Raw genomic sequence first — 25,674 nt, 5'->3', positions numbered from 1 at the left:
CGAACCCACAATTCGCACCATTGAAGTTCTATGCGCATTGCGCGGCTCGACATGGATGCATTTAAACCGCCGTACTCCTTTGTGCCCGCCGGAAGCGGCTTGGCACAGGCCGACAGCACGGCGCTCGACGTCACGGACGTGCAGATCGAAGGGCACGCCCAGGACATTACGTTGCGTTTGTACCGGCTGGCACAGAAAACCGCACTGCCAGTATTGCTTTATTTTCACGGCGGCGGTTTTACCAAGGGCTCGATCGATCAGGCCGACTACGCCGCACGCTATTTCGCAGAACACTTACCGGCGCTCGTCGTTTCGGTCGGTTATTCGCTGGCGCCGCAGTTTCCTTTCCCGGCGGCGCCGGAAGACGCGCATCGCGCGGCACTGTGGGTGCAGACAAGAGCCCGCGCGTTTGGCGGGAATAGCAAGAAGGTCGGCGTGGCGGGCCACGATGCGGGCGGACAGTTGGCCAATTGCCTCGCATTCATCGCGCGCGATCGCGGCGACGTGCGCATTGCGGCGCAAGCGCTGTTCGGACCGATGCTCGACCCGAGCCTCACGCGCCTCGGCGACGAACAGCGCCTCGGCTCGGACATCACCGCGAAGGAATGCGCGGCGTGTTACCGCGCGTATCTGCCGCAAGCGTCGCAACGCATGCATCCGTATGCCGCGCCGCTCGAATCGTCGCGCCTCGCGGGCCTGCCTGCCACGCTGATCGCGACGGCGCAAAACGATGTACTGCATGTGGAAGCGGAGAAATACGCGAGCAGTCTGATCGACGCGGGTGTGCTGACCCAGGTGGTCCGCTATCCCAGCATCTCGCACGCCGCGTTAGCCGATCATCCGCCGGCATTGCAGGAAGCGGTGCGATTTTTTCAGTGGCGCTTCGATGCGCGCGCCCATCGCTGAGACAGAAATAAGCAGAACTTTAATCAACGATACCGGGAGCTTCTCATGACTATCCTTCCTCTTTCCCGTCGCCGTGTGGCGATTGCCGCGCTAGCCGTCATCGTCGTGGCCGGGCTGGGCACGTTCGGCGCGATTCGCGTCGACGCAAGCTCGCCCGCTGCGCCGACTATCGTGCCCGAAGTCGATGTCGCCACCGTGGTGCAAAAGACCATCACCGACTGGCAAAGCTATTCCGGCCGCCTCGAAGCGGTCGAAAAAGTGGATGTGCGTTCGCAGGTGCCCGGCACGATTGTGTCCGTCAACTTCAAGGACGGCGCGCTCGTGAAAAAGGGCGATACGCTGTTCGTGATCGATCCGCGTCCGTACGCCGCCGAAGTGGATCGCGCCGAAGCCCAGCTCGCGGCGGCGCAAGCGCGTACGGGCTACACGCAAAGCGATTGGGAACGCGCGCAACGCCTGATCGCCGACAACGCGATCGCCAAGCGCGACTACGACGAGAAGCAGAACGCCGCGCGTGAGGCGAGCGCCAACCTGAAGGCCGCGCAGGCCGCCGTCGAAACCGCGCGCATCAATCTCGGCTATACGAAGATTGTTGCGCCGGTGGCGGGGCGTGTCTCGCGCGCGGAAATCACGGTGGGCAACGTGGTGTCCGCAGGCGCAAGCTCGACGCCGCTGACCACGCTGGTGTCGGTTTCACCGATCTATGCATCGTTCGACGCCGACGAACAAACCTACCTGCAATACCTGAACCGCGCGAAGGATGGCAGCAAGGTGCCGGTGCAGCTGGGTCTGGCGGATGAAAGCGGCTACTCGCGCGACGGCACGATCGAATCCGTCGACAACCGGCTGGATACGTCGTCCGGCACCATCCGGGTGCGCGCGCGTTTCGACAACCAGGACGGGGCATTGATCCCGGGTCTGTATGCGCGTGTGAAGGTCGGCGGCAGCGCGCCGCATCCGGCCTTGCTGATCGACGACGCAGCCGTGGGCACCGATCAGGACAAGAAATTCGTGCTGGTGGTCGACCAGAGCAATCACGTCGTGTATCGCGAGATCGCGGTGGGCGGCATGCAGGGCAACCTGCGCGTCGTCAAGGGCGGTTTGCAGGCCACCGACCGGATCGTCGTGAACGGTATCCAGCGTGTGCGTCCGGGCGATGCAGTGCGCGCCCACATGGTGCCGATGACCACCGATCAGGATCCGAACAGCGCGCCGCTTGCACAGACGCGGGCGAAAGCAGCGGACAAGAATTCGTGAGTCTCGTGCGCTGCGCTTGGCCAGTCATGTTGACCGGCCGTAGCGGGCGCATGCTCCAACGTTAAGAGCTTCCCATGAACATATCCAAATTCTTCATCGATCGACCGATCTTTGCCGGCGTGCTATCGGTATTGATCCTGCTGGGGGGCATCATTTCGCTCTTCAAGCTGCCGATTTCGGAGTATCCGGAAGTCGTGCCGCCTTCGGTGGTGGTGCACGCGCAATATCCGGGCGCCAACCCGAAGGTGATCGCCGAGGCTGTCGCCGCGCCGCTCGAAGAGCAGATCAACGGCGTCGAGAACATGCTGTACATGCAGTCGCAAGCCAATAGCGACGGCAATCTCACGCTGACGGTGACCTTCAAGCTCGGCACCAATCCGGACCTTGCGACGCAACTGGTGCAGAACCGCGTCAACCAGGCGCTGCCGCGCCTGCCGGAAGACGTGCAGCGCCTCGGCATCACGACGATCAAGAGTTCGCCCACGCTGACCATGGTGGTCCACCTGATCTCGCCGAACAATCGCTACGACATGACGTATCTGCGCAACTACGCGCTGCTCAACGTCAAGGATCGGCTCGCGCGGATTCAGGGCGTCGGCGAAGTGCAGTTGTGGGGTTCGGGCGACTACGCGATGCGCGTCTGGCTCGATCCGCAGAAAGTCGCACAGCGCGGTTTGACGGCGACCGAAGTGGTCAACGCGATCCGCGAGCAGAACATTCAGGTGGCAGCCGGTGTGATCGGCGCATCGCCTTCGGTGCCGGGCACGCAATTGCAGTTGTCGGTGAATGCGCGTGGCCGTTTGAAGACTGAGGGCGAATTCGGCGACATCATCGTCAAAACCGCGCCGGATGGTGGCGTGACGTATCTGCGCGATATTGCGCGTATTGAACTGGCGGCCTCGGAATACGGCTTGCGTTCGCTGCTCGACAACAAGCCCGCGGTAGCGCTCGCTATCAATCAGGCGCCGGGTGCGAACTCGCTCGCGATTTCCGATCAGGTTCGTTCCTCGATGAAGGAACTGGCGGAAGACATGCCCGCCGGCGTCGAATACAAGATCGTCTATGACCCCACGCAGTTCGTGCGCTCGAGTATCGAGGCGGTGATCCACACGCTGCTCGAAGCGATCGCGCTGGTGGTGATCGTGGTGATCGTGTTCCTGCAGACGTGGCGTGCGTCGATCATTCCGTTGATTGCGGTGCCGGTGTCGATTGTCGGTACGTTCTCGTTGCTGCTGGCGTTCGGCTTCTCGATCAATGCGTTGTCGTTGTTCGGCATGGTGCTGGCGATCGGGATCGTGGTGGACGATGCGATCGTGGTGGTGGAGAACGTTGAACGGAATATCGAAAGCGGGCTCAGTGCGCGCGACGCGACGTATAAGGCCATGCAGGAAGTGAGCGGGCCGATTATCGCCATTGCGCTGACGCTGGTCGCCGTGTTCGTGCCGCTCGCTTTTATGACCGGCCTGACGGGCCAGTTCTACAAGCAGTTCGCGATGACCATCGCGATCTCGACGGTCATCTCGGCGTTCAACTCGCTGACCTTGTCGCCGGCATTGTCCGCGCTGCTGTTGCGCAGCCACGGCGCGAAGGAAGACTTCCTGACGCGTGTGATGAATCGCGTGCTGGGCCGCTTTTTCAAGGGCTTCAACAAGGTGTTCCATCGCGGTTCGACGGAGTATGGCCGTGGCGTGAAGGGCGTGCTGCGCCGTAAAGGTGCAATGCTCGCGGTATACGCGATCCTGCTGTGCGCGACTGTGCTGATCTCACGCGTCGTGCCGGGTGGTTTCGTGCCGGCGCAGGACAAGGAATACCTGATTGCCTTTGCGCAGTTGCCGAACGGCGCGTCGCTGGATCGCACCGAAAAGGTGATCCGCGATATGAGCGCGATTGCCCTGAAGCAGCCGGGCGTGGAAAGCGCCGTGGCGTTCCCGGGTTTGTCGGTGAATGGCTTCACCAACAGTTCGAGCGCGGGCATTGTGTTCGTCACGTTGAAGCCTTTCAAGGACCGTGGCAGCAAGAAACTCGCGGCCGGGGCGATTGCCGGTGCGTTGAACCAGCAGTACGCCGCTATCAAGGATTCGTTCGTCGCGGTGTTTCCGCCTCCGCCTGTGCTGGGTCTCGGTACGCTGGGCGGCTTCAAGATGCAGTTGGAAGATCACGGCGCGGTGGGCTATGCCGAGTTGAACAAGGCTGCGGAAGCCTTTGTGAAGAAGGCTGCGCAAACACCGGAACTGGGCCCGACCTTCTCGAGCTATCAGATCAACGTGCCGCAATTGAACGTCGACCTGGATCGCGTGAAGGCCAAGCAACTCGGTGTGCCGGTTACGGATGTGTTCAACACGATGCAGATCTATCTGGGCTCGCTGTATGTCAACGACTTCAACCGCTTCGGCCGTGTGTATCAGGTGCGGGTGCAGGCTGACGCGCCGTTCCGTCAACGTGCGGACGACATCCTGCAACTGAAGACGCGTAATGCTGCGGGTGACATGGTGCCGCTGTCGTCGCTGGTGACGGTGACGCCGACGTATGGTCCGGAAATGGTGGTGCGCTACAACGGCTATACGGCCGCCGACATCAACGGTGGACCGGCGCCGGGCTTCTCGTCGGGCCAGGCGCAAGCCGCGGCCGAACGCGTGGCGGCGGAAACCTTGCCGCATGGCGTGAAACTCGAATGGACCGACCTCACGTATCAGCAGATCATCGCCGGCAATGCGGGCTTGTGGGTGTTCCCGATCAGCGTGCTGCTCGTGTTCCTCGTGCTGGCCGCGTTGTATGAAAGCCTGACGCTGCCGCTCGCAGTGATCCTGATCGTGCCGATGAGCGTGCTGTCCGCGCTGACCGGTGTCTGGCTCACGGGCGGTGACAACAACATCTTCACGCAAATCGGTTTGATGGTGCTGGTGGGGCTGTCCGCGAAGAACGCGATTCTGATCGTCGAATTCGCCCGCGAGTTGGAGCATGACGGGCGTACGCCGCTGGCGGCGGCGATCGAAGCGAGCCGTATGCGTCTGCGTCCGATTCTGATGACGTCGATCGCTTTCATCATGGGTGTGGTGCCGCTGGTGCTTTCGAGCGGAGCCGGTTCGGAGATGCGTCATGCGATGGGTATCGCGGTGTTCTTCGGCATGCTCGGCGTGACGCTGTTCGGCCTGATGCTGACCCCTGTGTTCTATGTGGTGCTGCGTACGTTGGCAGGCGGGACGATTCATGTCGCGCAGAAAGACGCGCCGCACCTTGGGGCGCCGGTGACGGACGCCTGAGGAGAAAACAATAATGAAGCGTTTTGAATCTTTAAGCGGGTGGGGCAGAGCGGCTGCCAGCGGTTTGCTGGTGGCGTTGCTCGCGGCCTGCTCCGTGGAGCCCACGTATAAGCGGCCGGAGGTGGATACGCCGGTTGCGTTCAAGGAAGCTCCGGTTGCTGCATCGGCTACGTCGGCCACATCGTCGGCTACGTCCGCAACCGTATCGCCGCAAGACACGGGCACGTGGAAGCAGGCCCAACCTGCCGACGACGCGCATCGCGGCGAATGGTGGACGATTTTCGGCGACCCGCAGCTCAACGCGCTGGAAGAACAGGCCGCTGCTGCGAATCAGGATCTGAAGGCGGCTGCGGCACGTGTGCAACAGGCACGTGCGGTGACGCAGGCGGCGAAATCGGACTGGTTCCCCAAGCTCGACGCGGGCTTTGGCCCGACGCGCGAGCGTGCGTCGGCGGCCTCGCAATTCCAGCCGGATAGCGCGGGCGGCACGACGGGCACGATCTGGCGCGCGCAGGTGGGCGCATCGTACGAGACCGATCTGTTCGGGCGAGTCGGCTCGAATGTGAACGCAACGCGTGCGGACGAGCAGCAAACTGAAGCGCTGTTCCGCTCGGTGCAGTTGTCCTTGCAAGCCGACGTTGCGCAAAACTACTTCCAGTTGCGCGAGCTCGACACGGATCAGGATCTGTACCGCCGTACGGTGGCGTTGCGCGAGGACACGCTGAAGCTGGTCGAACGCCGCTTCAAGGAAGGCGATATCGGCGAGCTGGATGTTTCGCGTGCCCGCAACGAACTCGCGAGTGCGCGCGCGGACGCAGTGGGCGTGGCGCGTCAGCGCGCGGCCTCCGAGCACAGTCTGGCGATTCTGCTCGGCAAGCCGCCGGCGGATTTCTCATTCGCAGAAGCGCCGCTCGCGCCGGTGACGGTGCGTGTGCCGCCAGGTTTGCCTTCGGCGCTGCTCGAACGCCGGCCGGACATTTCGGCGGCGGAGCGGGCGATGATGGCGGCGAACGCGCGAGTCGGTCTGGCGAAGTCGGCGTTCTTTCCGAAGCTCGATATCACGGGTGGGGCCGGTTTCGAATCGGCGACGCTGGGTGATCTGTTCATGTGGTCGAGCCGCGCATTCATTCTCGGGCCGTTCGCCGGTACCGCGCTGACTTTGCCGCTATTCGACGGCGGCCGCCGCAAGGCCAACCTCGCGCAGGCGCGCTCGAAGTACGACGAGGATGTCGCGCAGTATCGTCAACAGGTGCTGGTGGCGTTCCGTGAAGTTGAGGACAATCTGGCCGATCTGCGCTTGCTCGACGATCAGATGCGCGAGCAGAACGATGCGGTCGTGGCCTCGCAGCGTGCGGCGCATCTGTCGCGCACGCAGTACACGGAGGGCGCGGTCAGCTATCTGGATGTGATCGACGGCGAGCGGCAGGTGCTGATATCGCAACTGCAGGCGAGTCATCTGTCAGGCACGCAGGCGGTGGCGACGGTCAATCTGATTCGCGCGCTGGGCGGCGGCTGGGGCGATGTGAAGCCTGCGGGTGACGAAGCGGTGGGGGCGGTTGCGCCGGCATCGGGTGCGGCTGTTGCTTCTACCTCTGCCTCTGTCTTTGTGCCGGTGGAGCAGGTGGCGAAGCGGTAAGGTTGGCTTTGAGTTTGTTGGCTGGTGAAGAACGCCGGGCCGTGCTTACGCGCGACCCGGCGTTTTTCCATCTGTTAGCGGCATGGGCGACATGCCTTCATCGACGGCGTCGGCCTAACTGCGTCAAATCCAGCGTCTGTTGTCCGGTCGATATCTCTTCCGCAAGTTTAAAAGCGGGGCGCTGAATCTCGACCTCCTGTTCGGTGAGGCCGCATGACGTCGCGAATAATGCGCGCCACGACGTATGCACGGCGTCGGCCATTGCACGTAATGTGTCCCATGCTTCTTCTAGCCCGTACGAAAACGCCGGTGCGTCGACGACCAGGCTTTCTGGCGTTGCAATGCGACTGCCCTGCCGGTTCAACGCCATCGCCTGATCTTCTCTCCGACGCGGTATCGCCACGATGTCATAGGCAGGCGACAATGCCCAGGAGCCGGCGCGATAAAGCAGTCCATGGTTGCGAGGATGATCGTCATAGTTGCCGACCAGCGTGTTGAACACCATACGCCGCCATAGTTCACGCTGCTGATCGGCGTAGCCCTGATGCCGATCAGCGCACCAGCGTCGCAACTCGTGCGCGAACTTCACATACGAACGGTCCTGGTCTTCGCGCGTCGAATCGCTGCGAAGTCGTAGCACAGTTGCAGCGCTCGCGAACAGCGAACGTTGGACCCCATCTGCCACTACGTCGCGATCGAATCTTTTAACCAGCACGACTTCGTGCTGGCCTATCTTGCTGTAATGCACCTGAGCCGCGTCAATGCCGCATTGGGCGGCCAGCGTCATGGCGACGAATTCACGCGCAGGAAGGAACGGCGCCGCGCCGCGCTCCTGCAGCTTGGCAATCCACCATTGGGTCGAACCGCCGCTTTGCCGCGTGATGGTTAGTTTGGGTTTTTCTCCGCCGAGACTGGTGCCGTCGTCTATTCCGGATAGTTGTTCAACGACGCGACGCACCGAGAATCCGGCCTCGGCATCGGCGAGTTGCAGTTTCAATTCTTCCTCGGATGGCGGCCGATATGCGAGCTTTCGATCGATCATTTCGGGCGAACAGACTTCGATTGCCCCGACACCATCTCCGACCGCCAGGTCCATCCGGTCGATTTCGTCGAGATCCTGCCTCGCGTGTTTCGCGAGGAGCAAATCCAGGCCAAATCCTTCGGGCGCTGCATCGCGTAGTACGCCGAAAACACCGTTCATTAGTGTTGTCGTTGCAGGTTTTGTCGAGCGCGTGAACGGTAGGTTGCTGGGATCAACAGGCAGGGCGCCAGCGCGTGCCCTATATTCCGGTAGATAGGCGAATTGACCGATCCCCGGCGACCACGCGAAGGTGCCGCAGACGACTGGCTCAACTTCGCCGGGAAGCCATATCCATACCGGCCGTGTTTTTTCAGTCATGCGATCCTCGTACGCGTTTTGGCAAGTGCCGTAACGCTTCTTTCTGGATCACGGGGTCATCTTCCGGACGCGTGGCCTCGCGAAGCATGTCCAGAGAATCCAGCAACCACAGGGCCATAACGACTTGCCCGAATGCAACCGAGGGCCGGCCTTTTTCAAGGTTGACCACGGTGTTCACGCTGACGCCCATCTTCGCGGCGAGGTCCGCCTGAGTCCAAGATCGGGCCCGGCGCGCGAGCGCGATCTTGTATCCCACGGCAGCAACCACTTCCTCGGCTTCGAACGGCAGTATGTCGAGCAGCGGGGATTTTTTCACAATAAAATCAAATTTAAGCGACTTAATTTTGATTTTATACATATTTTCGTGATTTTCAAGCCCGACTTGCAACCCTGCCGCTCCCAAATCATTTTTCCCGCTTTCCTTCCCAAAATCCGTTCGTAGACCGCCGGTTTCCCGCCGTCTATCATGATTCGCACCTCATCTGGAGCGAGGCGATGACCTGTCCGACCTGCTGCTGCCCGCGCTGATCCGCTCGCGCGTTCTATTGCTGCTGTGCGCCGGCTAACCCGCGCTGCAGATTTCCGTTGTCCGACCCGATCCGGCGCGCCTGCCCGCATGCCGCTGGTTCGGTCCGTCTCGAAACACACCACGCCCCCATCCTAACGAGTTCACCATGCGCATTTCTCTGACCACTGCACGGCGCTTTTTCAAGGCGCGGACGCTGACGTTGTTCAGCGCGTTCGGTCTCGCGCTGGCGTTGTCCGCCGCGCCCGCATTTGCGGCGGATACGCCCACGCTAAAAATCGGCACGGCCACCAGCCCGCAAATCGAGGCGCTCAAAGTCGCCGCGCGCGAAGCGAAGGAGCAAGGGCTCGATGTGAAGATCATCGAGTTCACCGACTGGAATACCCCGAACGCGGCGCTCGCCAACAAGGATATCGACGTCAACTATTTCCAGCACATCCCGTTTCTTGAGAACGCAAAGAAGCAGGGCGGCTATAACTTCGTCGCCATCGCGCCGGGCACGATCATGAAGATCGGCCTGTACTCGAAAAAGATCAAACGCTTTGATGAATTGAAGGACGGCGCCACCGTCGCCATCGCTAACGATCCGGTCAACGGCGGCCGTGGCTTGTTGTTGCTGCAACGCGCCGGTCTCATCAAGCTGACGCCGGGCATCGACTATCGCGCCACGACGCTCGACATCATCGACAACCCGAAGCACCTGAAGATCGTTCAGCTCGAAGCCTCGCAATTGGCCCGCTCGCTCGACGACGTCGATCTCGCCCAAGGCTACCCGAGCTTCATCAAGCTCGCAGGCACCACCGATCCGAATAGCGCATTGTTGTTCGACGGCCTGGAAAACAAGAACTACGCGATCCAGTGGGTGGTGCGCCCGGAAAGCGTAAACGACCCGCGTATCCGCAAGTTCATCTCGATCTATCAGCATTCGCCCGCTGTGCGCGCCGCGCTCGACAAAGCCTTCGGCAATCTCTACGCCGTCGCCTGGTAAGTCACGCAGCTAGCAACGTTGCATACAGCAAGGAGCCGCACGATGGCGAAGAAGAAGATCCTGCTGAACGCGTTCAACATGAATGCGGTCGGTCACATCAATCATGGTTTGTGGACGCATCCGCGGGACCGTTCCGCGCATTACACCGACCTCGACTACTGGACGAGCCTCGCGCAAACGCTCGAACGCGGCAAGTTCGACGGGATTTTTCTCGCGGATATCGTCGGGGTGTACGACGTTTATCAGGGTGGACCGGAAACGCCGTTGCGCGAATCGGTGCAGATTCCGATCAACGATCCGTCGCTGATCGTGCCCGCGATGGCACATGTCACGAAGCATATCGGCTTCGGCGTTACGTCGAATCTGACTTACGAGCCGCCGTATCTGTTCGCGCGCCGCATGTCGACGCTGGATCATCTGACCAAGGGCCGGGTCGGCTGGAACATCGTCACCGGCTATCTGGACAGCGCGGCACGCGGCATGGGGCTCGCGCAACAGATCAGCCACGACGACCGCTACGATCGTGCGGACGATTACATGGACGTGGTCTACAAGCTATGGGAACAAAGCTGGGAAGACGACGCGGTAGTGCGCGATCGTGAAGCACGCATCTTCTCGCATCCTGACAAGGTGCATCGCGTCAAACACGACGGCCCGTACTATTCGATCGACGCCATTCATTTGAGCGAGCCGTCACCGCAACGCACGCCGGTTCTGTATCAGGCGGGTTCGTCGAGCCGGGGTGTCGATTTCGCGGCGCGTCACGCGGAATGTGTGTTTGTCGGCGGCCAGAACAAGCAGCTCACGCGCTCCATTGTCGACGATATTCGCGCGCGGGCGGTGAGCTTCGGCCGCGCGCCTGACGATATCAAGATCTTTGCCGGCATTACCGTTGTAGTTGGAGAAACAGAACGCGCCGCGCAGGAGAAATTCGAAGAGTACCGGCGTTATGCGAGCGCCGAGGGCGGCATCGCGCATTTCTCCAGCTCGACCGGCATCGACTTCTCGCAGTACGAACTGGATGAGCCGATTTCGTACGTGAAGACCGAATCGATGCAATCGGCTGTCGAAGCGATTTCGAAGAAGAGCGTGAGCGGCGTATGGACCAAACGCAAGGTGCTCGAACAGATGACGCTCGGCGGCCGCGCGAAGCCGGTTGTCGGGTCGCCGCAGCAAATCGCGGATGAGCTGGTCTCGTGGATAGAAGAGGCGGGCGTCGACGGATTCAATCTGACGCGTACGGTCATGCCCGAATCGTTCGAAGATTTTGTCGATCTGGTGGTGCCGGAATTGCAGAATCGCGGTGTTTATAAGGAAGATTACGACCCGGCGCCGACGCTGCGCGAAAAGCTGTTTGGCGGCGGCCGCGCGCGATTGCCTGAGGTTCATGCCGGCGCGCAGCATCGACGTCACGCGCAAGCCGGTACGCAGTCCACCGTGGACGCATGAGAGGAGCGAAGCATGGCTAATCTTTTTGATGTGCCGCAGTTTATTGAAGACGCGCCATCGCTCGCGTTGAATCGTGTTGCCGCCGATACCGCGCAAGAGACCGTTGTATTTGACAACGTGGGCAAGGTGTTCTCCACGGTGCGCGGTGTGTCTAACGTGGCGTTGGCCAACGTCACGCTGAAGGTGACGCGAGGTGAAGTATTCGGCATTATCGGCCGCAGCGGCGCGGGCAAATCGACGCTGCTGCGGCTCGTCAATGGTCTGGAAAAACCGAGTTCGGGCGCCGTGCGCGTGAATGGCGTGAGCGTCGGCGAACTCGACGAGCGCGGGCTGGTCACGCTGCGGCGACGTATCGGCATGGTGTTCCAGCACTTCAACTTGCTCTCCGCGAAGACGGTGCGAGAAAACATTGCGCTGCCGCTGAAAATCGCCGGCGTGCCGAAAGCGGCGATCGACAGGAAAGTCGACGCGTTGCTCGAACTGGTTGGGCTGTCAACCAAGCGCGATGCCTATCCGGCGAGCTTATCCGGCGGGCAGAAGCAGCGAGTCGGCATCGCGCGTGCGCTTGTGACGGACCCGGACATTCTGCTGTGCGACGAGGCGACGTCCGCGCTCGATCCCGAAACGACGCAAGCCATTCTCGCGCTGCTGCGCGATATCAATCAACGGCTCAACCTGACCATCGTGCTGATTACGCACGAAATGCAGGTGATTCGCGAAGTCTGCGATACGGTGGCGGTGATCGAGCGCGGTGAAGTGGTGGAGACCGGACCGGTGTGGCAGGTGTTCGGCGACCCGCAGCACGACGCGACACGCGCGCTGTTGCGTACCCTCGTGCACGACCTGCCTGCAGATCTTGCCGCACGCGTCAAACCGTTGGACGAGATCGCGCAAGCGGATGCCCGGATTCTGCTCGACGTGCGCTTCACCGGCAGCGATGCCCGTGAGCCTGATCTGGGCGGTTTGACGTCGGCATTGAGCGTAGACGGTGGTCGCGTGAGTTTCGTGCATGGCGGCATCGACCGGATTCAAGGGCATGCGCAAGGGCGTCTGGTGGTGTCGGCGGAAGTGCGTGCGAATGCGGAAGACACAGTGCAAAAGCAGATCGCTACGCTACTAGAGCGTGCGCGTCACTATGCTAATCATGTCGAGGTACTGGGCTATGTCTGATCTCTGGCTCTCGGAACTCGCCGATGCCATTCGCGACACCATTGTCATGGTCGGCGTGTCCGCCTTCGTTGCGGCGTTGGTCGGCATTCCGCTCGCCCTGGTGCTGGTTACTACCACGCGCGGCGGCATCTTTGAAAAGCGCGTGGTGAACAGCACGCTCGGCGCGCTCGTCAATGCGTTCCGCTCCACGCCTTTCATCATTCTGCTGGTCGCGCTGTTGCCGCTCACGCGTTTGCTGATCGGCACGACGATTGGCGTATGGGCCGCGATTGTGCCGCTCAGTATCGCGGCGATTCCTTTTTTCGCACGCGTAGCCGAAGTGAGCTTGCGCGAAGTGGATCGCGGTTTGATCGAAGCCGCGCAGGCCATGGGCGCGCAGCGCCGGCATATCATCTGGCATGTGCTGCTGCCTGAAGCGCTGCCGGGCATTCTTGGCGGCTTCACGATCACCGTGGTGGCGATGATCGGTTCTTCGGCCATGGCGGGCGCGGTAGGCGCCGGCGGCCTCGGCGATCTGGCGATCCGCTACGGCTATCAGCGTTTCGATACGACCGTGATGGTGACGGTGATCGTGTTGCTGATCGTGATCGTGACGGCGGTGCAGTTTGCTGGGGACCGCTTCGTGCGGCGACTCGCGCAACGCGCGTGATCGTGGCCTTTCGACCGCTATTTGCATGACGAATAGAATACGTGTATACGGTCCACGTTTTCAGCGTTGAACTCACCGTCTATCATGCTATTTACGACGCCAGGCGCAGCGAGACTCCCGTTCATCGGAGCGGACACGAGCCGGCCGCGCTGCTGACAATCCGCATGCCGTTTGCCAAACCTCTTCACGTGGACATTGCATGAACGAACCTCGTCATCCCGAGGCGCTGCAAACACTGCAAACCGGCGCTGCACCCGTGGTGCGCGACCTCGCCGGCCTGCTCGACGCATTGCGTGCCAGCGCGGCTCAGCGTGATCGCGACGGCGGCCACGCCGCGCGGGAAAAACAATGGATCGCCGATGCGGGTCTGCTTACGCTTGCCGTGCCGCGAGAATTCGGCGGTTCTGGCGCGCGCTGGCCCGAAATCTACGAGACGATCCGCGGGATCGCGCAAGTCGACAGTGCGCTCGCGCACCTGCTCGGTTTCACGTGCCTGCAGGTGGTCAGCGTCAATGTCTGGGGCAACCCGGAACAACGTGCCCGCTATCTGAGCGGCACCGTGGAAGGGCACTGGTGGTGGGGCAATGCGGTCAATCCGCTCGATACCCGACTCGTTGCACGCGCAACCAGCGGTGGCGGCTATCGTCTCGACGGGCAGAAAGGGTTCTGTTCGGGCACGCGCGGCTCGCACATGATGACGGTTTCCGGACACGATCCGGTGACTGGCAAGGCCGTGTTCGCGGTGGTGCCCACCACGCGTGAAGGTATTACCGTCCATGAAGACTGGAATCCGATCGGTCAGCGGCAAACCGATAGCGGCAGCGTCTCCTTCGTGCAAGTCGAGGTCGAACCGCATGAGGTGCTTGAGCGGGCCGACACGCCATACGCGAGTTTGCGCACACTGATCTCGCAGCAGGTGCTGATCAATCTGTTCGTCGGCATCGCGCAGGGCGCGCTCGAAGAAGCACGCGCGTACGTCACACAGTACGGCAAGCCGTGGATTTCTTCCGGCGTCGAGAAGGCGACCGACGATCCCTACCTGATCCAGCGTTTTGGCGAGATGCGTCTGCAGGCGGTGAGCGCGGAAGCATTGGCAACGCGTGCCGCCTACGCGCTCGAAGATGCGTGGCAACAGGGCCCGGCATTGGACGCCGAAACCCGCGCGCACGTGGCGCTCGCCACTTCGGAGGCGAAAATCGTCGCGCACCGCGCCGCGCTCGACGTCAGCGAGAAACTGTTCGACGCCTGCGGTGCGCGCGCCACCCACGCGCCGCTCGCGCTCGACCGCTTCTGGCGCAATGCGCGTGTGCATACGCTGCACGACCCACTCGACTATCGCGTGCGCGACGTCGGCCGTTTTGCGTTGAGCGGGACATTGCCGGAGGTTTCTTTGTACACTTGAGGCGGTTCGCGGCGGCCGGCATGAGGCGTCGCGGTTTATCCCCCTTGAGAGACCACCGGCTTGCAGTTCAAATTACCGACCACCGCAACGGCGCCGTTTTGCCCATCCGAGGTGCAAGGCACAGTCGCCGTCACGCAAGGCGCGCCGTTCTGGAAAAAAATCCTGCAATTCGCGGGGCCCGGCCTGCTGATTTCAATCGGCTACATGGACCCCGGCAACTGGGCCACCGATATCGAAGCAGGCTCGCGCTATGGCTACAGCCTGCTGTTCGTCGTCATGCTGTCGAGTCTTGCCGCGATGGCGCTGCAATGCCTGAGCATGCGGCTCGGCATCGCCACCGGGCGGGATCTCGCGGAATTGTCGAGACTGCGTTATTCACCGGGCGTCGCGCGCTTTCAGTGGTTGCTCGCTGAACTCTCGATCGTGGCCTGCGATCTGGCCGAAGTGCTCGGCGGCGCGCTGGCCTTCCATCTGCTCTTCAAATGCTCGCTGACCACCGGCGTGTTATTGACCGCGTTCGACACGCTGATCGTGCTCGGCCTGAAGGGCAAGAATTTCCGCGATCTCGAAGCGATCATGCTCGGCTTGATCGCGACGATCGGTGTCGGCTACATCATCGAGCTGGCGCTGGTGAAGCCGCATTGGCCGTCGGTCGCGCAAGGACTGATTCCTTCGTGGCAGGCACTCAGCAGCCGTGAGCCGATGTATCTGGCGATCGGCATTCTCGGCGCCACCGTGATGCCGCATAACCTCTATCTGCATTCGTCGATCGTGCAGACCCGCGCGGTCAAACGCGATTCGGCCAGCATCCGGTCGGCGATCGGCATGTCGCGCATCGATACGATCGTCTCGCTGGTGATCGCGCTGCTGATCAACATGGCGATCCTGATCCTCGCGGCTGCCGCGTTCCATGCGACCGGCCACAATCAGGTCACCGAAATCGAAGACGCGTACAAACTGCTGGCGCCGATCGTCGGCACCGGTTTCGCGGCGGTGCTGTTCGCGATCACGCTGCTGGCGTCGGGGCAGAGTTCGACCTTCACCGGCACGGTGGCGGGGCAGGTCATCATGGAAGGCTTCCTGAAGCTGAAAATTCCGTGCTGGCAGCGGCGCTTCATCACGCGGGCGCTGGCCTTGATTCCGGCGTTGATCGGCGTGCAGATGATGGGCAACGGCGCTGTCGGCAAGCTGCTGGTCGCGAGTCAGGTCGTGTTGAGTTTGCAACTGCCGTTCGCGCTTTATCCGCTGATCCGCATGACCAACGATCGTTCGTTGATGGGCGAATTTGCCAACAGGCTGCCGACGCGGCTCGTGGCCTGGTCGCTCTTCGTGGTGATCAGTGCGGCGAACCTGTGGCTGGTGGTGCAGACGGTCGGGTTGGTGGACTGATTCGGTAGTGGGGCCTACCGGTGTCTGGCGTCAAGGCGAAAGCCATATAAAAAAAGTCCGCGTGATGGCGGACTTTTTTCCTCGGTGCTTCGGTTCGAATCAGGCTGGACCGGCCCTCATCGCTACATTCGACTCAAGCGGCTTGTGCAATCTGCGCTGCGTCGAGCGCTTCCTGGCGAGCGGCTGCGGCCTTCTTGGTCTTGCCCGCGCGCGAAGGCGGCTGGCAGGCGCCACACACCACGTTGTGTTGCAGGTCGTGCTTGTGCGCGACGAACTTGCCGGTGCAACGGCAGCATTTGGTCTGCTGCAAGATATCGGCGTCGAAGAAACGCACCAGCGTCCATGCGCGCGTCAGATCCAGCACCGGTTCGGTTTCGCTGTGCTGGCAATGTTCCAGATACAGCCGATACCCTTTGGTCAGTGCGTCCAGGTGCGAGCAACGCGCTTCGTTCTTCAGGAACAGGTACGTGTTGTAGAACAACGACGCGTGGATGTTCGCGAGCCACGTCATGTACCAGTCCGCCGAAAACGGCAGCATGCCCTTGGGCGGCGACACGCCTTTGACCTCGCGGTACAGGCGGATCATGCGGTCGCGCGAAAGCGTCAACTCGCTTTCGAGCACCTGCATGCGCGCGCCGAGTTCAATTAGCGCGATGGCACGGAATACTTCTTGTGCATCTTCCGTCAGGCTACGCTTCTGCATCGCGGTCACCTCGATTAAGCAAACTGCTCAGCAGGCTGGCCTGCAAGCAGGATCGCCGCGTGAGTCGGTGCAACTGCTGCGTGCTTCGTCGTTTGCGTCAACGCCGACAACATCGAGTGGTCGTTGAAGCGGAAGAAGCATAAAAGCTGATCGGAAGCGGCCAGCTTGACGATCTGCGCGAGCGACAGCCCGGCAAGCAAATCAGCCAGTTCCGACGACAGTCCCAGCCGGAACATGCCGACCGGTTTGTCCTCACGCAACATACGTTGCGCGAGCATGATGTACGACAAGTTGATCTCGCGGATTGAATCCAGCGTCTCGCTGCTACGGTCCATTTTTTGTGTTTCCGAAGCCCCGAATTACTATGTCGGCATTTTTTGCCGTTATGTCTTTTGTGCCTCACCGGAAACGTTGTCCTCCGGCTACATGTCACCACCTGATACAGATCGCGACTTTTTGATACATCGCGTTACATTTCGTAACAGCTTGGGACGAATTGTATGAAGGGTAAAACAAGAAATCAATCCCCTCTCAAAAAAATATCTCAAAAAGATACATCAAATTTCGGTAACTCTTTCACGGTCCTGTAATACATGATGCTTAGCGGATTTTTTATGGCTTGGGAATTTTGTCTGATCCATGAAAACCCTTGTGTGGTGGGCTCTGGCGTAATTCATATGAACAATGTCGCGTATCCGGTCGAGAGCCGGAAAATCAGGACTGAACTAGAAAGGAGATAGAAAGCGGGGGTAATTGAAAGTAATAAATGCCGGTTGTTAACGCTGCTATGGGGACGCATCAGATGTGTAACAGCTTGGTGCGGCCCCAGTTACAAACGAGGTCGTATTTGTAACTTTTAGCAACCGTTTGCGTGGCCCGTTCGATTTCGAGCCGAACGCCGGGCTCAGATAAGTATCGAGCACGTTACCGGCGGCCCGGCTTCCCAGGCGCCTGGTTATGTTCCGTATGTGAACACGGTGGGCACTGATTGCCCATTTGTCGCTGCATGGCGGCCGACCGCCCTGGAAGCCGGATCAGCACCCGACAGCTGTTACATGAAGCGCGCCATCAGATCGGCGTCATGAAACACCCCGCCGACGTTCAGCGCATCGACCTCGCAGCCATATTTGCGAAATCCAAGCGACTCATAGAGTTTGCGTGCCGGCTCGTTTCGGCTACCCACCATCAACTGGATTTGCCGCAGACCTTGTATCTGTGCCGCTCGCGCCAGCAATTCATTCAGCAACGCACGCCCGACGCCGCGGCCCGCAGCCTCCGGCGCGACATACATACCGATGACGGAGGCTTTGTGCCGCTCCTTGTCGCTCCGACTGCGCAGCAATCCGACCACGCCGATCAACGGGGTATGGGCTGATTCGTAAGCACCGAGCAAAAAGTCGCCTTCGGCTGCGCGTGCGCCCTGCAACATCGCTTCATGCCCCGCGGCGCCCTTGGCCACCGCTTCCTCGTAGCTTTGACCGAACGACTCCGGATGCGCCTTCAGTCCACGGAGGCGAAGCTGAAAGTAGGCGTCGCGGTCGGCAGGACCGAGTTGGCGGACAAGCGGGGCGTTGTCAATCAAGTATGTCTCTCCGTGTGGGTTGAAGGGCGCAGCGAGCGGTGACAACCCGGTGTTCGATGTTGCTCGGGTTTCTGCCGTCCCGCTATCGCTTCATGGCTTCGCCCCTTGGCCCTCGGCAGTTTGGCTCGCGGCAAACTCGCGCAATGCCGCTGCGGTTTGCTGATCGGCGGGAAAAAACGCTTCAATAGCAAGCTCCGACAGTGTGACATCTACCGGCGTGCCGAATACGGTTGTCGTGCTGAAGAACGACAGCTCGCCGATCGGCGTGCGCAACCGCAGTGGCACGGCGATCTGATCGTTCGCGGTGTCGTCGTGGTCGGCCACTTCCGCGCCGGGTGGAGCGGGATATGCAGCTAGTTCGTCGCGCAACGCGCTCAACGTGTCGTCACCGCTTACGTCGATTTGCCGCTGGAGCCGGGACAACGCGTGCGCGCGCCACCCATGCCAGTCGACGATCGAAGCTGCGATGCCTTCCGGATGCAAGCTCAGTCTCATCGCATTGACCGGCGGTTTCAGAAGTTCCGGGCTTGCGCCTGCAAGCAGCGGCGCAAGCGCATTGTTCGATGCGACGATGGTCCAGTGACGGTCGATCGCGAGTGCCGGATACGGCTCGTGCCCTTTCAGCACTAACTCGACTGCTTCGCGCGCGGCGGCCAACTGCGGGTCCGTCAAAGGACGTTCGCGGAACAGCGGCGCATAACCCGCCGCGATCAGCAGCGCATTGCGTGCGCGCAGTGGCACGTCGAGCCGCTCGGCGAGGTGCATGACCATTTCACGACTGGGCGCCGCGCGGCCCGATTCAACGAAGCTCAGATGCCGCGTTGAAATATCGGCTTCAGCGGCAAGCAGCAACTGGCTCATTCTTCGCCGCTGCCGCCATTCGCGCAGCAGATCGCCGACCGTGCGGCTTGCCGTCGGCTCGTTCGACGGGATGGTGTGCGCAAGAGAAAGTGTGTTCATGCCGTCGATGATAGCCAAAGCGTGTCAGTGATCCATTACCTGGCAGGTAATGGAATACCCGGGAATACCCGGGAATCCCCCGGAAATACTCCGGAACACTCAGAAATACCAAGGGATATCCGAGAAAACGTAGGAGCACCCAGGAATGCATAGCGCATTCCGGCCGTTGCCCCAGGCTATAGCACACCAAGCACGAGTCACGCGTGCGCCACACCTTCCGGCACAACATTGAGTTTGACGCCGAGTGCGTGCAGCAGTTTGAACACCGTATCCATGCGCGGCTTGGAGCCGGGTGCAAGCGTTTTATAGAGGCTTTCGCGCCCGAGTCCAGCGTCCGCCGCGACCTTCGCGATGCCGCGTGCTTTTGCGATGTCGGCGATCGCGGCGAGGAGGAGGTCGGCGTCGCCTTCTTCCAGCGCTGCGTTGAGATATTCAGCGATCATCTCTTCGCTATCGAGGTAGTGCGATGCATCAAACCGTGCGGTTTTGACTTTGCTCATGACAGTTCCTTTCTGATTGCTGCCCACATTGATCTGGCATGCCTGATGTCGGCTGGCTGCGTGGATTTATCTCCACCGCAGAGCAGCAGGTACACCATGCGCCCTTCGCGCGCGAAGTAGACCCGATAGCCGGGACCATAATCGATGCGCATCTCGGACACACCGTCTTCCAGCAGCTTCACGTCGCCGAAATGACCTCGCTCAGCACGCCGGATTCGCACGAGGATTTTTGCTCTCGCTCGCAAGTCTGCGAGGCCGGCAAGCCAGTGGTCGAATTCCTCGGTGCGGTTGACCGTGTATACAGGCGGTGAACCGATTTGTTGATGACTGTATCCTATTGGATACGATCTTGCAAGTGTGAAAACCATATTAAAAAGCGGTTCGTGTCCGCGCCCGTTCAAGTTCGTCACATACCGCACATCAATGTCGCGCGGCGCCCATTTCCGCCATGAGGTTAGCGGTTGACGCAGCCCGTGACGATTCGGCCGGATGGCCAATCCGGTAGAAAACAGGCGCGGTTCCTCACCCGGTGCATTCGGTGCATCCGGATGCTTACCTCCGACGTAATCGACTCGCCGCGCTCAAACCGCCAATCTTCACTCCGAGCCCGCCGCATACAACGTGTCTGCCGAGCGTAGTGCTCAGTCATGCCAATCAAGGAGTCTGAAATGAATGCGCATACCGATCTGATCGACCGTTATTTCGACGCATGGAATGAAACCGACGCAGTGCGCCGCCGCGAACTGATCGCCGCAACATGGACTGCCGATGCCGATTATCGCGATCCGCTGCTGGCAGGCTCGGGTCGTGACGGCATCGACGCGATGATCCATGCAGTGCATGAACGTTTCCCGCATCACACGTTTCGCCGCACGACGGAGGTCGACGGCTTCGCGAACCGGCTGCGCTTCTCGTGGGAACTCAGCACGCCGGCCGGCGATGCGATCGTCAAGGGATCCGATTTCGGCGTGCTCGACATGCACGGCCGACTGCAGGAAGTAACAGGTTTCCTCGACCAGCTGCCTGCCGCCACCTGACCACCCGCAGTTTTTTCACGGAGACGATCATGCATGAGTCCGCTGCCGCCATGGCTCCCGGTATTGTCCTCACGGTCGCGCGTCTGTTGGGCGCCGTCGACGCGCTCTCCAGCGCGATCGCCGGCTTCGCTCTGCTGGCCGGCGCACGCGCGTTCACCTTCACTGCGTTGCTGGCCTGGCGCGAGCCGGTGCTGGGCGGAGCGGGCCTCGTGCTGCTTGCGCTGGTCGGATGGCTGCGGTGGCAGTGTCGCGGGAATACCGCTCGCCGCATGTTGCGGAAAGCGAGTTGACGATGAGCCGCCGGCAACGGACCGTGCGCCACGGTCTTGCTACAATCGATCGCGACGCGCTACAGGGACAATCCGCTCGAACCCGGGCGGCTGGCCGCCAATCGAACCTCAAGGAGACACCGTGCTGAAGAATCTGGACCCGCTGCTGAATGCCGACGTGCTGCATGCGCTGCGCTCGATGGGACATGGCGACGAACTGGTGGTGTGCGACGCCAATTTTCCTGGCGCATCCGTCGCGCAGGAGACGGTGTTGGGCAAACTGTTGCGCCTCGATGGCGTGAACGCACCGCGGGCAATTCGCGCGATTCTGTCGGTGATGCCGCTGGATACGTTCATCGAACGCCCGGCATCGCGAATGGAAGTGGTGGGAGAGCCGGATACGATTCCGGCAGTTCAGTGCGAAGTGCAGATCGAGATCAATGCCGCGGAAGGGCGCGAGGTGCCGCTGGCTTCGGTCGAGCGTTTCGCATTCTATGAGCGGGCGCGCAAAGCCTATTGCGTGATCGCTACCGGCGAAGCGCGCGGTTATGGCTGCTTCGTATTTACGAAGGGTGTCCTGCTCGCGCCGGATGCTCCGCAGCAATAGCACCTCACTGTGACCTCGATGTATTGCCGCGATCCGGACGGTAATCTGATCGAAGTCGCTGCGTATCCTCGTACAGAGGCACGGTGACGATACCGCCCGTGCCGTACAAACCCGGGCATTTGCTGAACGCCCGGACACCTTTTCCTTCCCTTGAGACGACGCGAATTGCGCCGTTCACGCCGGCCCACGCTTGGAAATGGCGGCCAACGCACCTATTCTCAGGTGCAAAGTGGGGAACTGCGGCCGCCTGGCCGGGTCTGCTGCTTATTCATCTACAGGAGCCCCTCATGACGCGTCCCGTCGATTCCGGCGTCATCCTCATCGCGCGCATCGCCCTTGCCGTGCTGTTTTTGTGGGGCGGTGTGATGAAACTGCTGGGCTATGCGGGTTTCGTCGGCTATCTGCATTCGAAGGGCGTGCCGTTCGTCCAGATCGCCGCGCCGATTGCAACAGCGGTCGAGGCACTCGGTGGCCTGCTGCTGATCGTCGGCTTCAAGATCCGCCCGCTTGCGCTGCTCATGGCCGTCTACACCGTGGCAACCGCAGTGCTGGGCCACGATTTCTGGAACGTTACCGATCCTGCTTTGCAACGCGATATGGTGATCCACTTCTGGAAGAATATCGGTATTGCCGGTGGTTTCCTGCTGCTGTTCGTGACCGGAGCGGGCCGTATCAGTATCGATGGCGCGCGTGCGCCACGCGGCGGGTTGAATCTCTGATCACGCAGTCGAGGTAGTAGTCTGCGCAGGTCGCTTTTGATGCTGGCTGTAATCAAGGGAGCAAATAATGATTCAAAGTTTTGAGCAAACTATTGGCGGAAAGGTCACGCAGTTGTGCGCAAGTCTGGGCGAAGGACCTACGCCGCATCGCGTCATCATCAGCCTTGCCGACTCGGCGAAAACATTGGTAGTTCTGGATGCATCCGGCCTCATCAGCACAATCAAGGCTGAAATTGAGGAGCCGGAAAAGCTGATCGCGGACGCGATCACCAAGGCGCAAAACGAAGGCTTGATCGAGCGCGCGATCGACACCGGCACGATTCAGGAAGCGTCGCTGTAAGCCGGTGCGGCGGCAGTGCGATTTGTCGAACCGCGCTGCCGACCGAAGAGACGATCAGCGCGATTCACGAACTCGCTGAAGGCCGGTTGTCTGCGGGTTGGAGTTCGACGGGTGCGGCTCCGGTTGGACAAGGCAGCCCATTACACCGCCGACCACCAGCAAACCGACTGAGACAGCCGTCGCGGTCTGCATTCCCGAGACGATCTGCGCGGCAGCCGTGCCGCTCGCCAACGCGCCGAAGGCGGCAACACCCACCGCGCCGCCCGCTTGCCGGGCAGTATTCAGCACGGCAGACGCAGTGCCGGCGCGCGTCGCTTCGACGGAGGCGAGTACGGCGGTCGTCATCGCCGGGACCGCGAGGCCCATCCCGAAATAGCCGAAATAGCGCGGCGCCGAGCCCATGAAAACAACAGCGCACCACCCGGTGCGCCGTCGTGAAACAACCCGCTTAGCGCGCGTGCGGCGCGTCTTTGATAAACAGCGTAGTCAATGCCCCGACAATGCAGATCGCGCCGACATACAGCGGCGCGGCCATCGGGTTCGACTTCATCATCAGCGAAACGGCGATCGGCGTGAGACCACCGAACACCGCGTAAGCGACGTTATACGAGAACGAGATGCCCGAGAATCGCACGACCGGTGGGAACGCCTTGACCAGCACGAACGGAATCGCGCCGATCACGCCGACGAACAGTCCGGCCACCGCGTACAGCGGCACCAGCGCCGACGGATCGACCGCAAGCTGCTGGAACATCACGTAGTACGTCACGGCCAGCGCGAGGCCGCCGATGAAAATCGTGCGCCCCGCGCCAATGCGGCCGGCGATCGAGCCCGCCATCACGCAGCCGATCGTCAGGCACAGCGTCGCCACGCAGTTAGCCAGCAACGCGGTGGCCGGCGCGATATGAAACTGCTTCTGCAGCAGCGTCGGCGTCATCAGAATTACCACGACGATCGCGGCCGACAGCATCCACGTGAGCAGCATCGACACGATCACGGCGCGGCCATGGTCGCGCAGCACGGCCTTGAGTGGCACTTCCGCGGCGATCGCCTTGCGTTGCTTAAGTTCGGCGAACACCGGCGTCTCATGCAGCCAGCGGCGCAGATAAACCGAGAACATGCCGAATACACCACCGACGAGGAACGGAATACGCCATGCGTAGTCGGCGATTTCTGCCGGTGCAAAATTGCGGTTCACCGCCGATGCGATCAGCGAGCCGAGCAGAATGCCTGCCGTGAGGCCGGCCGTCAGCGTGCCGCATGCATAGCCCACATGCCGCTCGGGCACGTGTTCGGAGACGAACACCCATGCGCCCGGCACTTCGCCGCCGACCGCCGCGCCCTGCATCACGCGGAACACCAGCAGCAATACCGGCGCCATCACGCCGATGCTGGCGTAGGTGGGCAGCAAACCCATCATCAGCGTCGGCACGGACATCAGCAGCACGCTGAGTGTGAACATGCGCTTGCGTCCGAACAGGTCGCCGAAGTGCGCCATGATGATGCCGCCCAGCGGCCGGGCCAGATAACCGGCCGCGAAAATGCCGAAGGTCTGCACCTGGCGCAGCCAGTCCGGCATCGCGGCGGGGAAGAACAACTGGCCGATCGCCGGCGCAAAGAATACGAAGATGATGAAGTCGTAAAACTCCAGCGCCCCGCCCAGCGCGGCGAGGCCGAGTGTCTTGTAATCGCTTCGCCCAAGAGGGCGTGGGGTGACAGCCTGCGCTCCACCCAGATTTGTCGCTTGCATTGCTTGTGTTTTGTCTTGAATTGGGAGCCACACGTAGCGCGTGGAAATACGGCGGTCGTCGGGCGAGAAGTGTGGCAAGCGCTGGGTAGAGCACGGGACACCGGCGCGCCGCCCGGGTAGGGCGGCGCGATGACGACTGGGGCCAGGGGCGGGATTTTACAGGATGAAAGCCGGTCGCTTCGGGAAGTGCTTAATTAGATTGGAAAAGTTCCCCGGCATGTGTCTCTTCGATGGCTTGCGGGATCGCGTGGGCTGCGCGTCGTGCGAGCTGTCTTAGTCGAGTGTAGGAATGCTATGCACAGCCTGTCGGAACAGAGTGATTGATATGCAAATTCGGAATGCTCCTATGGGATGGCGAGGACGTCCCTCAGAGAATCGCGTCCGAGCTATCAGTTAAGAGTCATCCCATGCGCATTGCCATCCTTCAGCGTGACCCCGTCATGCGTCAGTCGATCGAAAAGGTCCTCATGAGTGCCAGCCATACCTGTATGGTCTACGACGACGGTCTGACCATGTCGAAGGCGCTCGCCCGTTCCACCGTGGACATGCTGGTGCTGGACTGGCAAGGTGCTCGCCTGTCCGGCGCCGAAGTCCTGAGGTCGGTGCGCGCAGTCGGTGGCGACCGCTTGCCGGTCCTGTTCGCTTCGGCGGAGACGTCGGAGGACAGCGTAGTGCGTGCCTTTGCCGGCGGAGCCGACGACTATGTCGGCCTGCCATTGCGTCCGGGCGAATTCCGCGAGCGTGTCACGGCATTGCTGCGCCGCGCCTATCCAGACCGCTTCAGCGCCGCGAGTTTCAATGTCGGCCCCTACCATTTCGATACGCATCGCCAACTCGTCATGCTGCGCGGCCAGCCTGTGCAGCTGTCGGGTACGCAATACCGGTTGGCGTCGCTGTTCTTTTCCAATATTGGCCGCGTGATGTCGCGCGACCATATTTTCGCGATGGTGTGGGGCCGTGAATTCCGTGAGTTCACCCGCACGATCGACAGCCATGTGTCGCGTCTGCGCCTGCTGCTTGAAATCGAGCCGCAAAACGACTTCCGGCTGCAACCCGTTTACAAGAGCGGCTACCGGCTGCTGCATCTGCGGCAAGGCGAAGCGGGTGCGGAAAAGCAGGCGGCCTGACAAACTCGCGCCTCACCGGCCGCGCCGCGACCGGGAGCCGCTACTCATC

General features: G+C 61.3%; 25 protein-coding genes and 1 pseudogene. 16 read left to right on the top strand and 10 right to left on the bottom strand.

Translation table 11 applies throughout. The features are described 5' to 3' along the window. Positions 1–51 precede the first annotated feature (51 nt). The 4 genes from PQQ95_RS05440 to PQQ95_RS05425 all read left to right on the top strand — a co-directional run bounded on the left by PQQ95_RS05440 (position 52) and on the right by PQQ95_RS05425 (position 7,059). On the top strand, positions 52–906 hold the full coding sequence (locus PQQ95_RS05440) for an alpha/beta hydrolase (RefSeq protein ID WP_408435590.1): 855 nt from the start codon (positions 52–54) through the stop codon (positions 904–906). A gap of 45 nt (positions 907–951) precedes the next feature. Continuing rightward, on the top strand, positions 952–2,163 hold the full coding sequence (locus PQQ95_RS05435) for an efflux RND transporter periplasmic adaptor subunit (RefSeq protein ID WP_408435588.1): 1,212 nt from the start codon (positions 952–954) through the stop codon (positions 2,161–2,163). Between the two features lie 74 nt (positions 2,164–2,237). Next, entirely contained in the window at positions 2,238–5,423 is a 3,186-nt protein-coding gene (locus tag PQQ95_RS05430; protein ID WP_408435586.1) for an efflux RND transporter permease subunit, read from the top strand. A gap of 13 nt (positions 5,424–5,436) precedes the next feature. Then, positions 5,437–7,059, top strand: coding sequence for an efflux transporter outer membrane subunit (locus PQQ95_RS05425; RefSeq protein WP_408435584.1), 1,623 nt, complete (start codon positions 5,437–5,439; stop codon positions 7,057–7,059). A 97-nt stretch (positions 7,060–7,156) separates the two neighbouring features. Here the strand turns inward: PQQ95_RS05425 and PQQ95_RS05420 are convergent, their stop codons facing one another. Together PQQ95_RS05420 and PQQ95_RS05415 are read right to left on the bottom strand one after the other, a co-directional pair. Beyond that, a complete protein-coding gene (locus PQQ95_RS05420) occupies positions 7,157–8,458 on the bottom strand; it encodes a type II toxin-antitoxin system HipA family toxin (protein ID WP_408435582.1) in 1,302 nt (433 codons plus the stop codon). Then, positions 8,451–8,816, bottom strand: coding sequence for a helix-turn-helix domain-containing protein (locus tag PQQ95_RS05415; RefSeq protein WP_408435581.1), 366 nt, complete (start codon positions 8,814–8,816; stop codon positions 8,451–8,453). The genes PQQ95_RS05420 and PQQ95_RS05415 overlap by 8 nt, the downstream gene beginning before the upstream one ends. Before the next feature lie 316 nt (positions 8,817–9,132). Here PQQ95_RS05415 and PQQ95_RS05410 point away from each other — a divergent pair, with 316 nt between their 5' ends. The 6 genes from PQQ95_RS05410 (at position 9,133) to PQQ95_RS05385 (ending at position 16,031) form a co-directional block, all read left to right on the top strand. Continuing rightward, positions 9,133–9,972, top strand: a complete 840-nt coding sequence (locus PQQ95_RS05410) for a MetQ/NlpA family ABC transporter substrate-binding protein (protein WP_408435579.1) — start codon at positions 9,133–9,135, stop codon at positions 9,970–9,972. Between the two features lie 42 nt (positions 9,973–10,014). Continuing rightward, positions 10,015–11,421 carry an LLM class flavin-dependent oxidoreductase gene (locus PQQ95_RS05405; RefSeq protein WP_408435577.1) on the top strand — a complete coding sequence of 469 codons (1,407 nt, stop codon included), beginning with the start codon at positions 10,015–10,017 and terminating at the stop codon, positions 11,419–11,421. Between the two features lie 12 nt (positions 11,422–11,433). Further along, the gene (locus PQQ95_RS05400) at positions 11,434–12,591 is read left to right on the top strand and encodes a methionine ABC transporter ATP-binding protein (protein WP_408435575.1); all 1,158 of its coding nucleotides are present in this window, start codon (positions 11,434–11,436) and stop codon (positions 12,589–12,591) included. Next, on the top strand, positions 12,584–13,240 hold the full coding sequence (locus PQQ95_RS05395; RefSeq protein WP_408435574.1) for a methionine ABC transporter permease: 657 nt from the start codon (positions 12,584–12,586) through the stop codon (positions 13,238–13,240). The genes PQQ95_RS05400 and PQQ95_RS05395 overlap by 8 nt, the downstream gene beginning before the upstream one ends. Before the next feature lie 199 nt (positions 13,241–13,439). Further along, a complete protein-coding gene (locus tag PQQ95_RS05390) occupies positions 13,440–14,642 on the top strand; it encodes an acyl-CoA dehydrogenase family protein (protein ID WP_408435572.1) in 1,203 nt (400 codons plus the stop codon). Positions 14,643–14,702: 60 nt separating this feature from the next. Beyond that, the gene (locus PQQ95_RS05385; protein ID WP_408435570.1) at positions 14,703–16,031 is read left to right on the top strand and encodes an Nramp family divalent metal transporter; all 1,329 of its coding nucleotides are present in this window, start codon (positions 14,703–14,705) and stop codon (positions 16,029–16,031) included. A gap of 133 nt (positions 16,032–16,164) precedes the next feature. Here the strand turns inward: PQQ95_RS05385 and flhC are convergent, their stop codons facing one another. From flhC to PQQ95_RS05355, 6 genes are all read right to left on the bottom strand, one after another. Beyond that, on the bottom strand, positions 16,165–16,734 hold the full coding sequence (gene flhC, locus PQQ95_RS05380; protein ID WP_408435568.1) for a flagellar transcriptional regulator FlhC: 570 nt from the start codon (positions 16,732–16,734) through the stop codon (positions 16,165–16,167). Positions 16,735–16,748: 14 nt separating this feature from the next. Then, positions 16,749–17,069, bottom strand: coding sequence for a flagellar transcriptional regulator FlhD (gene flhD / locus PQQ95_RS05375; RefSeq protein WP_028194930.1), 321 nt, complete (start codon positions 17,067–17,069; stop codon positions 16,749–16,751). Between the two features lie 716 nt (positions 17,070–17,785). Continuing rightward, complete coding sequence (locus PQQ95_RS05370; protein ID WP_408435566.1) at positions 17,786–18,316, bottom strand: GNAT family N-acetyltransferase; 531 nt, start codon at positions 18,314–18,316, stop codon at positions 17,786–17,788. Between the two features lie 90 nt (positions 18,317–18,406). Further along, positions 18,407–19,276 carry a helix-turn-helix domain-containing protein gene (locus PQQ95_RS05365; RefSeq protein ID WP_408435564.1) on the bottom strand — a complete coding sequence of 290 codons (870 nt, stop codon included), beginning with the start codon at positions 19,274–19,276 and terminating at the stop codon, positions 18,407–18,409. Between the two features lie 197 nt (positions 19,277–19,473). Next, positions 19,474–19,776, bottom strand: a complete 303-nt coding sequence (locus PQQ95_RS05360; protein WP_408435563.1) for an addiction module antidote protein — start codon at positions 19,774–19,776, stop codon at positions 19,474–19,476. Beyond that, positions 19,773–20,186: a type II toxin-antitoxin system RelE/ParE family toxin gene (locus PQQ95_RS05355; protein WP_408435561.1), complete on the bottom strand. Its 414-nt coding sequence runs from the start codon at positions 20,184–20,186 to the stop codon at positions 19,773–19,775. The genes PQQ95_RS05360 and PQQ95_RS05355 overlap by 4 nt, the downstream gene beginning before the upstream one ends. Before the next feature lie 258 nt (positions 20,187–20,444). Between PQQ95_RS05355 and PQQ95_RS05350 the strand changes: the two genes are divergently transcribed. The 5 genes from PQQ95_RS05350 (at position 20,445) to PQQ95_RS05330 (ending at position 22,748) form a co-directional block, all read left to right on the top strand. Then, the gene (locus PQQ95_RS05350; RefSeq protein WP_408435560.1) at positions 20,445–20,813 is read left to right on the top strand and encodes a nuclear transport factor 2 family protein; all 369 of its coding nucleotides are present in this window, start codon (positions 20,445–20,447) and stop codon (positions 20,811–20,813) included. A gap of 29 nt (positions 20,814–20,842) precedes the next feature. Further along, positions 20,843–21,103, top strand: a complete 261-nt coding sequence (locus tag PQQ95_RS05345) for a hypothetical protein (RefSeq protein WP_408435558.1) — start codon at positions 20,843–20,845, stop codon at positions 21,101–21,103. A 121-nt stretch (positions 21,104–21,224) separates the two neighbouring features. Next, positions 21,225–21,689 carry an RbsD/FucU family protein gene (locus PQQ95_RS05340; protein WP_408435556.1) on the top strand — a complete coding sequence of 155 codons (465 nt, stop codon included), beginning with the start codon at positions 21,225–21,227 and terminating at the stop codon, positions 21,687–21,689. Positions 21,690–21,976: 287 nt separating this feature from the next. Beyond that, positions 21,977–22,408 (top strand): DoxX family protein, encoded by a 432-nt coding sequence (locus PQQ95_RS05335; RefSeq protein WP_408435554.1) that lies wholly within the window; start codon positions 21,977–21,979, stop codon positions 22,406–22,408. A 67-nt stretch (positions 22,409–22,475) separates the two neighbouring features. Next, on the top strand, positions 22,476–22,748 hold the full coding sequence (locus PQQ95_RS05330) for a hypothetical protein (protein WP_144140691.1): 273 nt from the start codon (positions 22,476–22,478) through the stop codon (positions 22,746–22,748). 54 nt (positions 22,749–22,802) lie between these two features. On the opposite strand, the pseudogene PQQ95_RS05325 reads toward PQQ95_RS05330, so the two are convergent. Further along, a pseudogene (locus PQQ95_RS05325) lies at positions 22,803–23,117 on the bottom strand (MFS transporter); the annotation flags it as partial. Positions 23,118–23,196: 79 nt separating this feature from the next. Beyond that, positions 23,197–24,498, bottom strand: coding sequence for an MFS transporter (locus PQQ95_RS05320; protein ID WP_408435552.1), 1,302 nt, complete (start codon positions 24,496–24,498; stop codon positions 23,197–23,199). 407 nt (positions 24,499–24,905) lie between these two features. Here PQQ95_RS05320 and PQQ95_RS05315 point away from each other — a divergent pair, with 407 nt between their 5' ends. Continuing rightward, the gene (locus PQQ95_RS05315; protein ID WP_408435550.1) at positions 24,906–25,625 is read left to right on the top strand and encodes a response regulator transcription factor; all 720 of its coding nucleotides are present in this window, start codon (positions 24,906–24,908) and stop codon (positions 25,623–25,625) included. Positions 25,626–25,674: the final 49 nt, after the last annotated feature.

The sequence above is a fragment of the Paraburkholderia caffeinilytica genome (genome assembly GCF_046030355.1).
Classification (GTDB): Bacteria; Pseudomonadota; Gammaproteobacteria; order Burkholderiales; family Burkholderiaceae; genus Paraburkholderia; species Paraburkholderia caffeinilytica_B.
Note: the sequence above shows the minus strand (reverse complement) of the source record. Positions and strands in the feature narration are given on the sequence as shown.